The organism is Streptomyces sp. NPDC014734 (assembly GCF_043083325.1).
GTDB lineage: Bacteria > Actinomycetota > Actinomycetes > Streptomycetales > Streptomycetaceae > Streptomyces.
Window position 1 is genome coordinate 146,766 of record NZ_JBIBYN010000007.1, and the last position, 10,174, is coordinate 156,939.

8 protein-coding genes are annotated in these 10,174 nt (G+C 69.3%); 2 read left to right on the forward strand and 6 right to left on the reverse strand.

Annotation, left to right across the window (positions count from 1 at the left end; genetic code table 11):
* Positions 1-41: 41 nt before the first annotated feature.
* The 6 genes from ACF1CT_RS14200 to rplU all read right to left on the reverse strand — a co-directional run bounded on the left by ACF1CT_RS14200 (position 42) and on the right by rplU (position 7,647).
* Entirely contained in the window at positions 42-1,268 is a 1,227-nt protein-coding gene (locus ACF1CT_RS14200; RefSeq protein ID WP_391784089.1) for a glycosyltransferase family 2 protein, read from the reverse strand.
* A gap of 138 nt (positions 1,269-1,406) precedes the next feature.
* Entirely contained in the window at positions 1,407-3,437 is a 2,031-nt protein-coding gene (locus ACF1CT_RS14205) for a hypothetical protein (protein WP_391784090.1), read from the reverse strand.
* Between the two features lie 147 nt (positions 3,438-3,584).
* Entirely contained in the window at positions 3,585-5,084 is a 1,500-nt protein-coding gene (locus ACF1CT_RS14210; RefSeq protein WP_391784091.1) for a D-ribitol-5-phosphate cytidylyltransferase, read from the reverse strand.
* Between the two features lie 321 nt (positions 5,085-5,405).
* Positions 5,406-6,842, reverse strand: a complete 1,437-nt coding sequence (gene obgE, locus ACF1CT_RS14215; protein WP_391784092.1) for a GTPase ObgE — start codon at positions 6,840-6,842, stop codon at positions 5,406-5,408.
* 212 nt (positions 6,843-7,054) lie between these two features.
* Entirely contained in the window at positions 7,055-7,312 is a 258-nt protein-coding gene (gene rpmA / locus ACF1CT_RS14220) for a 50S ribosomal protein L27 (RefSeq protein ID WP_376235479.1), read from the reverse strand.
* A gap of 14 nt (positions 7,313-7,326) precedes the next feature.
* Positions 7,327-7,647 (reverse strand): 50S ribosomal protein L21, encoded by a 321-nt coding sequence (gene rplU, locus ACF1CT_RS14225; protein ID WP_045947825.1) that lies wholly within the window; start codon positions 7,645-7,647, stop codon positions 7,327-7,329.
* A 350-nt stretch (positions 7,648-7,997) separates the two neighbouring features.
* Here rplU and ACF1CT_RS14230 point away from each other — a divergent pair, with 350 nt between their 5' ends.
* Together ACF1CT_RS14230 and ACF1CT_RS14235 are read left to right on the forward strand one after the other, a co-directional pair.
* Positions 7,998-8,600 carry an acyltransferase gene (locus ACF1CT_RS14230; RefSeq protein WP_391784093.1) on the forward strand — a complete coding sequence of 201 codons (603 nt, stop codon included), beginning with the start codon at positions 7,998-8,000 and terminating at the stop codon, positions 8,598-8,600.
* Positions 8,601-8,872: 272 nt separating this feature from the next.
* Positions 8,873-10,030 (forward strand): acyltransferase family protein, encoded by a 1,158-nt coding sequence (locus ACF1CT_RS14235; protein WP_391784094.1) that lies wholly within the window; start codon positions 8,873-8,875, stop codon positions 10,028-10,030.
* Positions 10,031-10,174: the final 144 nt, after the last annotated feature.

The window sequence follows — 10,174 nt, forward strand, 5'->3', positions numbered from 1 at the left end:
CGGAAAGCGAAAACACTTTCGGGGCGGCGCCGGAATGTTTTTCAGTTCGATCCGATTCGCGATTTCCAGCGCCGCACGTCCCGCCGCACGCGCCTGACCAGGCGCCGGGACAGGGATGCCCTGCGTGCCGCCGCCTTGGGGCGTTCGATGCGCTTGCCGTCGTGCCAGTCGGGCACGGTGACCTCGAAATCAGAATCCGAAAGTCCGCTCGAACGGTCCTGGAAGTGCGGGTATGCCAGAAAGAGCTTGTCGCCCTTTCGTGAACTCACCGCTTCCGGAACGGATTTCGCCCGGACGAAGGTCAGTATGTCGTCAAGTACGTCGGACCGGCCCCGCGCGACGGCGGCGAGCCTCAGGCGTTCGACCACCTTGATGTGGCGCGCCACGCCGTCGGTCCAGTACGCCTCCATGAGCGGCGCCGCGAGTTCCATCTTGTGGCGCCGGATCTCTTCGGAATCCCGGAGGAAAACCGGACCGAACTGCTGCAGCGTCCCGACCGTGAAAGGGCGGACCATGAGGAAGTCGCGCTTGGGTCCGGCGGGTTCGAGCCGGTGGATGAGCTCCATCATGGCCCGCATGGAATCGAAGCGCCACAAGTAGGTGCCGCTCTTGGTGACCTGCTTGCCGTCGTCCCTGCCGACCAGGTGGTAGCAGACGTAGTCGGATATGACGGAGACGCCGGCACCCTTCAGGTACGCCTCCATGGTGAAGAGCGCGTCCTCGCCGGTCTTGAGTCCCTCGTCGAACCTCAGACCGAGCCTCTCCACCAGCTCGCGCCGGAAGAGTTTCTGCGCGCTCAGCGTGTAGATGACCTTGGAGTTGTACACGTCGACCCGCTCCTTGGTCGCCGTCCACATCGACCGCGGCGCCGAGCGGTTCACGCCGACCACCTTGCCGAGCACCACATCGGTGTGCGCCCGGTCGGCCATCGCGACCATCCGCTCCAGGGCTTCCTCGCCGAAGTAGTCGTCCGCGTCGAGGAAGAAGACATACCGGCCCCGGGCCAGCCCGAGTCCCACGTTCCGCGGCCCGCTGGGCCCGCCGGAGTTCGCCTGCCTGACCACCCTGGTCGGAACCGCGGACCGGGCCGCGAACTCCTCCAGGTACTCACCGGTGCCGTCGGTGGAGCCGTCGTCGACTGCCACGATCTCGATCCGGTCGGCGCCGATGGTCTGCGCCTCCACCGATTCGAGGCACTGCACGAGGTAGGGCATCGCCTCGTACGCGCCGACGATCACGGTTACGTCAGGTATTGGCATGTCGTTCACATCATCAGAAGACAACCGACTTCACGGGTTGGTTGCCCTGCACGACACGCCCATAAAGTGAGACTCGTCACAAAGGCCCGGCACAGTCCCGAGGGGCTGTGCCGGGCCTGATCGTCGTACTGACGGACCGAACGGATGTCAGCCGCGCACGGCGGCGCCCATGGCTCTGTCCAGCCGCGCGTTCCGGGCCCGCGACTTCGCGGCGAGCGCGTCGACGGCCGTGTTGAACTGCTCGATCGAGGTGGGCTCGTCCGGACCGAGGAGGTACTCCTTCAGTTCGCGCCGGTCGGCCGACAGGTCGTCCGCCCCGGGTTCCCGCACCGCCGTGAGCAGGGTGTCCAGCTCGGTCGCCGCGTTGGACAGGATGACCGCGGCGCGGACCGCGGTGTTCTGCCGCCGGAACTCCTCCTCGCCCAGGCCCGCCGAGTCGGTGACGGCGTACGGCTTGCCGCTCGCGATGAAGTCCGAGACCACGCTGGAGATGTCCGAGACCATGGCGTCCGACTCGTTGAAGCAGTCGTACAACCGCATCCGCGCGCCGGTGATCACCTTGTGCTCCCACCAGCCGAGCGCGCGCCACGAGGCCGCGTTCCACTCGTCCTTCAGCCGCGCGATCTCGGCCTCGCGTGCCGGGTCGGCAAGCGAGTCGCGGGACTCCTCGGACTCGTCCCCGGCGACACGGCCACCCCTCGACAGCTCTTCGAGGCGTGCCTCGACACGCGCCATCTCGGCCCGCGCCTCGGCCCGCACCGGCTGGAGCGCCGCCGACTGCTCGGCCCAGCGGGGGTCGCTCGCGCGCTCGGCGGCGGCCTTCCGGATCAGCGCGGTGATCCGCTGGTGCGCGGCCTTGGCCTTGGCACTGCGGGTACCCGTGAAGGGGTGCGGCTTGTAGAGCAGACGGACCGGCTGCTCGGCGTTCAGCAGCCGCTTGACGATGTTCTCACCGGCAAGCAGCAACGAGGTGTTGCCCGGGCTGTCGTCCCAGCCCTCCCAGGTGGGGGCGTAGAGGACGGTCGGGATCGGGTTCCCCGGCGCACCGGACCACGGCTTGATGGGAGCGAGCTGCGGGCGCCCCACCTCGACGATGTCCTCGTCGCGCACCCCCACGTCCGCCAGCGCGTAACGGTCGCGGCCGGCCCGGCCCGCGGTCCACACCTCGTCGTAGACCTTGCTGTACGGGTTGACGCTGGCGAGCTTGTCGCTGTCGCCGTGGCCGATGAAGACGTGCTTCATCGTCGGGACCCGGAGCAGGTGGATGTTCTTGCCGACGTTGGCCGGGTACAGCGCGACCCGCACCGTGGAGAGGTCCAGGTTCATCAGGTGCACGCCACCGGGCACACAGAGCACCGGCACCGACGTCGAGCCGAGCTGGGGCACGAGCATGCGCTCGCGCAGCAGGATCAGCGGGCGGCCCTCCATCTGCCCCATGGTCTCCAGCCACATGTTGACCTGGTAGGCCGAGTCCTTGGAGCCGGAGAAGTAGAGGACCACGTTCGGCTGGTACTCGCGCAGCCAGGCGTTCACCCCGGTCAGCACCTTGCCGTCGGACGGCACCTGCCGCTTCGGGCGGAGGTACGGGAGGAGCGCCAGCAGGTAGCAGGCGGCCAGCACCAGGGTGACGGCCAGACCCGCGTAGGCCACACGGACCTCGCCCGTCCCCGCCGCGACCAGGACACCCGCCATCGCGAAGACGTCCAGGTGCAGTGCCTTCTCCGCGGACCGGTTCATCAGGAGCGGTCGCGGGGCGTCCGGGATCCGCACCCGCTCCAGGTCCACGTTGCGGGTGACGACCGGAAGCCTGCGGCGGTGCTTGATGAGCGTCACTATGGCGCTCTGCGGTGCCTGGAGCGCGTAGAAGGCCAGCAGGCACGCGACGGTCGCGTAGAACAGCGTGTCGTCGCCGTACCCCATGCGGGAGAGCAACAGGATCAGCAGCAGCTGGCGGACCAGGAAGCGGATCGAGAGCCCCGCGCGAATCGCGGACAGGCGATTGACCAAATAGCTGCCGCGTCGGTGCAGATACTGATCGGCCGCATAGGTGACCGCGGCGGCGCCGACGAAGAACCAGAGATTGGGGAGAAGGGCCGCGAGCATTATGCACGGGAAGCCCAGAGCCATGAGAAGAGCGGCGGCCAGCTCCGAACCGCTGCCCACCCTAGCCAAGCGCATGGCTTTCGAAATCACGAAGTACCGCTTCCGAGGGTGCCGACTGTTTGCCTTGCGAGGGAATTGTGAAGCCTGAGCTTCACGAATTCGGACCCCTGGAGTTCGCGCGTGGCGACTTCAGGGGTCCGAATAGTCGATTGTCACGCAGTATTACACATCAGCCTGTCGGTCCAGGACGGCGGCCAGTGCCTGCTCGAATCCCGACGCCTCGGAGGCACCGCGGGTCGGGTCCTGCTGCCGTACGTCGATGACGTGGCCGGTCATCTCGGACAGCAGGACGGCGAGGGACGTCCGGGCGACCGCCTCGGAGGAGAGCAGGGTACCCGCGGGCTCCTCGCCGAACGCCTTCGTACGCATCGGCGTGGCGGTGCGTTCGGGGTTCACGCAGTTCACCCGAACGCCCTCGCCCGCCCACTCGTCCGAGAGCGCCTGGGTCAGGTTGACCATGGCCGCCTTGGTGGAGGAATAGAGGCTGTACTCCGCCCGGCCCCGGGTGTAGCTGCTGGACGTGTAGAGCAGCAGCTGGCCCCGGGTCTCGGCCAGGTACCGGTACGAGGCCCGGGCGATCTGGACCGGAGCCAGGTAGTTAACGTTCAGCGCCTCCTGGATGGTCTCGCTGTCCGTCTCGGCGAGCTTGCCGATCCGGAGCACGCCCGCGGTGTTGACCACGTAGTCGATGCGCCCGGTGTCGGCGTGGGCCTTGGAGAGCGCCGCGTCGATGTCCTCCGGGTTCTCCACGTGCGTACCGGTGGTGGAACGGCCCAGGGCGTAGACGTCGGCACCGTAGGACTCGGCAAGCGCGGCGATGTCCGCGCCGATGCCGTACGAGCCGCCGAAGACGACAAGGGTCTTCCCGGTGAGCAGTTCCCGGTAGGCGGCGTCGTCGGCAGGCTGCGGGACCGCCGTGGAGGCGAGCTGGAAGAGCTTGTCCGCGATGAAGACGTCGACCGGCTGGGTGACCTTCATGTTGTACTCGTCGCCCGCGACGACGTAGATCGGCACGTCGGGGAGGTACTTCAGGACGACCGAACAGTCGTCGGTGGCCTGGAAGTTCGGGTCACCCGCCGCGACCTCGTACGCCCGGCGGATCGTGGACAGCTTGAACGCCTGCGGTGTCTGCCCGCGACGCAGCCGGGAGCGGTCGGGGACGTCGGTGATGAACTCGCCGTCGTCGCCATGGGTGCGGGTCACGATGATCGTGTCCGCGGACGGGATGGCGACGTCGACCGCCTGGTAGCGGTCCAGGGCGTCGACACAGTCCTTGATGACGCGCTGCGAGAGCAGGGGGCGCACGGCGTCGTGGAAGAGGACGTTGCGGTCCTCGCCCTCGGCCAGGCCCTCGCCGAGGGCGGCGATGGCGCGCTCGGTGGTCTCGTTGCGGGTGGAACCGCCCTCGATCACCTGGGTGACCTTGGTGAGCCCGGCCTTGGCGACGATCTTCTCCACGTCGGACACGTAGCCGGGCGCCATCAGCACGATGATGTCGTCGATCGAGTCGGCCTGCTCGAAAATCGACAGCGTGTGCTCGATGACGGCCTTGCCCGCGATCTTCAGCAGCTGCTTGGGAATGGCCAGCCCCACCCGCTGGCCTGTGCCGCCGGCGAGCACGACTGCTGTGGTTCGGGCTTTGGCTATGTGCTGAGCAGACACGGACGACCTACCTTGAGGGCTGGGAGACACAGCGATGGTTGCACTCTCCGTTACCGTCTCGCAAGGTGGACGTCGACCGCCGCACGCCACGCCGAAACCTTGTGGTGCCCTGCGATCAGGGGAAACAACGGAACGGACGGTTCACGGCCGGGTGACCGAAGCCACACGGCCGAGCGGCATGAATCACCCCTGAGCGGTGCCACCTCATCCTTTCCGCGGCGCGCGGCCACCCGCCGGGCGGACGTGCGGGACACGTCCGCCCGGCGAGTGGAGAAGGCCCGGGGCCCGGACCGCCCCCGGGCCCCGGACCGGGCCCGTTCCTCAGAACGGGTTGAAGCCGTCGAACTCCCGCTGCGCCTCGTCACGCTCCGCCTCGCGGTCGCGGCGACGCTGCGCCGCCGGACGGGGCGCCTCGAAGCGGTGGTCCTCGCCACGCCTGCCGAGCATCTCCGCGCCCGCCGCCATGGTCGGTTCCCAGTCGAAGACGACCGCGTTGTCCTCGGCGCCGATGGCCACGCCGTCGCCCGTGCGGGCACCGGCCTTCATCAGCGCGTCCTCGACACCGAGACGGTTGAGCCGGTCCGCCAGGTAACCCACGGCCTCGTCGTTGTTGAAGTCGGTCTGCCGGACCCAGCGCTCCGGCTTGGAGCCGCGCACCCGGTACAGGCCGTCCTCCTCCTGGGTGACGGTGAAGCCCGCGTCGTCGACGGCCTTCGGACGGATGACGACACGGGTCGCCTCCTCGACGGGCTTGGCCGCACGCGCCTCCTCGATGACGCCCGCGAGCGCGTAGGAGAGCTCCTTCAGGCCGGTGCGGGCGATGGCCGAAGCCTCGAAGACGCGGTAACCGCGCGCCTCCAGGTCCGGACGGATCATGTCGGCGAGGTCCTGGCCGTCCGGGATGTCGATCTTGTTGAGGACGACGATGCGGGGCCGGTCGTCCAGCCCGCCGTACTGCTTCAGCTCCTCCTCGATCACGTCGAGGTCGGAGACCGGGTCGCGGTCGGACTCCAGCGTCGCGGTGTCCAGGACGTGCACGAGGACCGAGCAGCGCTCCACGTGCCGCAGGAACTCCAGGCCGAGGCCGCGGCCCTGGCTGGCGCCGGGGATCAGGCCCGGGACGTCGGCGATGGTGTAGACGGTGCTGCCCGCGGTGACGACGCCGAGGTTCGGGACCAGCGTCGTGAACGGGTAGTCGGCGATCTTGGGCTTGGCCGCCGACAGGACGGAGATCAGCGAGGACTTCCCGGCGCTCGGGTAGCCGACCAGCGCGACATCGGCGACGGTCTTGAGCTCCAGCACGATGTCGCGGGACTCGCCGGGCTCGCCGAGCAGCGCGAAGCCGGGGGCCTTGCGCCGGGCGGAGGCGAGCGCGGCGTTGCCGAGACCGCCGCGGCCGCCCTGCCCTGCCACGAAGGTGGTGCCCTGCCCGACGAGGTCGGCCAGCACGTTGCCGTCGCGGTCGAGCACGACGGTGCCGTCGGGGACCGGGAGGACCAGGTCCTGCCCGTCCTTGCCGGAACGGTTGTCCCCCGCGCCGGGCTGCCCGTTGGTGGCCTTGCGGTGCGGGCTGTGGTGGTAGTCGAGGAGCGTGGTGACGGACTGGTCGACGACCAGGGTCACATCGCCGCCGCGCCCGCCGTTGCCGCCGTCCGGGCCGCCGAGCGGCTTGAACTTCTCACGGTGTACGGAGGCACAGCCGTGGCCCCCGTTACCCGCGGCGACGTGCAGCTCGACGCGGTCCACGAAGGTGGTCATGGTCGGTACCTCCAGTTACATGCGTACAGAAATGTCTCACTCGTGCCGTCCCGCGCAGGAGAAGGCCGTCCCCCGGGGGAGAACCCCGCGGAAGCTCTCCTGGGAGAACAGACCAGAGAGCTCTCCTGGGAGAACACGCGAAAGGCGGACCCGCTTCCCGTGGGGGAAGTGAGGTCCGCCTCCGCAGAAACCGCTCGACGAGCGCCGGAAAGTCAGCCGGCGATCGGAACGATGTTCACGACCTTGCGACCGCGGTGCGTGCCGAACTCGACGGCACCGGCGGTGAGGGCGAACAGCGTGTCGTCGCCGCCACGGCCGACGCCGGTGCCCGGGTGGAAGTGCGTGCCGCGCTGGCGGACCAGGATCTCACCGGCGTTGACGGCCTGACCGCCGAAGCGCTTCACGCCGAGCCGCTGAGCGTTGGAATCGCGACCGTTCCGGGTGGACGATGCGCCCTTCTTGTGTGCCATGTCTCCTCAGTCCCTTACTTCGCAGCCGTGGGGATACCGGTGACCTTGATCGCCGTGTACTGCTGGCGGTGACCCTGGCGACGGCGGTAGCCGGTCTTGTTCTTGTAGCGAAGGATGTCGATCTTCGCGCCCTTGTGGTGGTCCACGACCTCGGCCTGGACCTTGATCCCGGCCAGCACCCACGGGTCGCTGGTCACGGCGTCGCCGTCGACCACGAGCAGGGTCGAGAGCTCGACCGTGTCGCCAACCTTGGCCGTGGAAATCTTGTCAACCTCAACGATGTCACCGACAGCAACCTTGTGCTGACGGCCACCGCTGCGCACGATGGCGTACACGCGGATCTCTCTCTCGCTCGGAACGGATCCCCTGATGCCAGCCACTCGCACGGGCGGGGGCCCGTGACGGTCCGGAAGGACGAACGGCCTCCCCCGGGGACGTACCACCGGGAGGGATGTGCTCAGGAGGGCAGGCGCACATGAACACGCCGACGGCCAAGAGTACGGGCCATGGTCCGAGGGGGTCAAACCGGGCCCCGGGCCCCGGTCCGGGTCCGGATCCGCGGCGACGACGAGAGGAGAGTCCGAGGGGCGCCGCAGGGCCTTCGAGAACCCGGTCGCCGCTCGAACGGCCGCACCCGTGGACCGTATGCTTCCCGGGCAAGTCCGTTCTCCGGAAGGCGTAACAAGTGAACTACAGGGTCCAGCCCACCGCCCAGGTCGACGACACCGCCGAGATCGGTGAGGGCAGCAGCGTCTGGGAACTCGCCCAGATCCGAGAGGGAGCCAGACTCGGCAAGGGCTGCGTGGTGGGCCGCGGCGCCTATGTGGGGACCGACGTACGCATCGGCGACAACGTCAAGCTGCAGAACTACGCCCTGGTCTACGAACCGGCGGAGCTCGGTGACGGTGTCTTCGTCGGCCCCGCCGTGGTCCTCACCAACGACCACAACCCGCGCTCCGTCGACCCCGAGGGCAAGCAGAAGCGCGGCGGCGACTGGGAGGCCGTCGGCGTGAAGGTCGCCGAGGGCGCCTCGCTGGGCGCCCGGTCCGTGTGCGTCGCGCCGGTGCGGATCGGCCGCTGGGCGATGGTGGCGGCCGGATCCGTCGTCACCAAGGACGTACCCGACTTCGCCCTGGTCATGGGCGTTCCGGCCCGGCGGGCCGGCTGGGTGGGCCGGTCCGGGGTGAAGCTCGTGGAGCGCGCGGGCGAGCCGGGCGTCTGGGAGTGCCCGCAGACCGGGGCGCTGTACGAGGAGAAGGACGGGGAGCTGACCGAGCGCGACGCGTAGGCACGGAGCCCCGCCGCGGCGGGGACATCCGGCAGGGGCCGCTCGCGTGCGAACCGGCTCCTCCGCGCACGACTCCTGAGCCTGTCCGGTGCACCGCTCCCGTCGAGGCGTTCCGCGTCGCGCCGGGAGCGGGTCCGGGAACCACCGAGAAGACGCACACCCGTATCGGTTCCGTATCCCCTGCGGCACGGCGAGCCGCCCCCTGCCGTTCGGCGCATCGGACCGATCACGTTGATCACGGAATCAACCGGCGCTCGACAAGTGGGGGGTACATGTCCCAGACCGATGCCCAGACGACCGACAGCCCGAGCACGAGCGTCGCGAACACGCCGCAGTCGCCCGGGAGACAGTCGGCCCGGCCTCGGCTCCACGCACTCGACGCCCTGCGCGTCCTGGCCGCGCTCTCCGTCCTGCTCTTCCACTTCACCGGTGTCGACGCGACGACAAGGGCCAACTGGGGGGTGAACCCGGAGAAGCTGTTTCCCTGGCTCTTCCCCATCACGTCCTACGGCTCCTACGGGGTCCAGCTCTTCTTCATCATCAGCGGCTTCGTCATATGCCTCTCGGCCTGGAACCGCACCCCCGGACAGTTCGCGCGGGCCCGCTTCCTGCGGCTCTTCCCCGCCTACTGGTTCTCGGCCGTCATCGCCTTCCTGCTCTGGCGGACACTGCCGGACGGCCAGCGCCACGCCCCGAGCATCAGTGACTCGCTGACCAACCTCACGATGTTCCAGGTACCGCTCTCCGCGCAGCACCTGGTCGGCGCCTACTGGACGCTCTGGGTGGAGCTGACCTTCTACCTGCTCTTCCTGGTGGTGCTCCGGACGGGGCTCTCCTACCAGCGCGTCTCGGTCTTCTGTTGGGTATGGCTGCTGGCGAGCGTCCTGGCCCAGCAGGACCATGACGTGCCACTGCTCGGGATCTTCGCCCAGCCGCTCAACACCGCCCTCTTCGTGGCCGGCATCGCCATGTACCTGATGTACCGCTTCGGGCCCGATCTGAAGCTGTGGGGCCTGCTGGGCGCGAGTTGGCTGGTGATGCAGAGCGATCTGGTCGAGCACGCCGACAAGCTGCGTCACACCGAGGGCATGGACCGTGATCCGTACATCGCGCTGGCCGTGGTCACCGTCTTCTACCTGCTCGTACTGGCCGTCGCCCTGCGCAGGACGGACTGGCTCGACTGGGCGTGGCTGTCCACCGCCGGGGCCCTGGTCTACCCGCTCTACCTCCTTCACGAGGAGCTGGGCTGGGCCGTGATCCGCAATCTCTACGGGCACCTGGGCGCCTGGCCCACGCTGGGGGTGACCACGGGCGGACTGGTCGTCCTGGCCTGGCTGGTGCACCGCTTCGTGGAACGGCCGTCGCAGGACTGGCTGCGCAGGGCCCTGGCCCGGGAGTCGAGCGATCCGCCGGAACTGCCGGCCCGTTGACGGCCCGCCCGCGGTGGGGGGGGCCCCCCCCCGGCCGGGGGGCCCCCCCCCCCCGGGGGGGCGCGGGGGGGGCCCCCCCCCCGCCCCCCGGGGGCCCCCCCCCCCCCGGCCGGGGGCCGGGCGCGCCCGCCCGCCGCCCCGCCC

Bases quoted from the DNA above. Each gene is read 5' to 3' on its own strand.
- ACF1CT_RS14205 (WP_391784090.1), bottom strand. From the start codon at position 3,437: ATGCGCTTGGCTAGGGTGGGCAGCGGTTCGGAGCTGGCCGCCGCTCTT.
- obgE (WP_391784092.1), bottom strand. From the start codon at position 6,842: ATGACCACCTTCGTGGACCGCGTCGAGCTGCACGTCGCCGCGGGTAAC.
- rpmA (WP_376235479.1), bottom strand. From the start codon at position 7,312: ATGGCACACAAGAAGGGCGCATCGTCCACCCGGAACGGTCGCGATTCC.
- ACF1CT_RS14235 (WP_391784094.1), top strand. From the start codon at position 8,873: ATGTCCCAGACCGATGCCCAGACGACCGACAGCCCGAGCACGAGCGTC.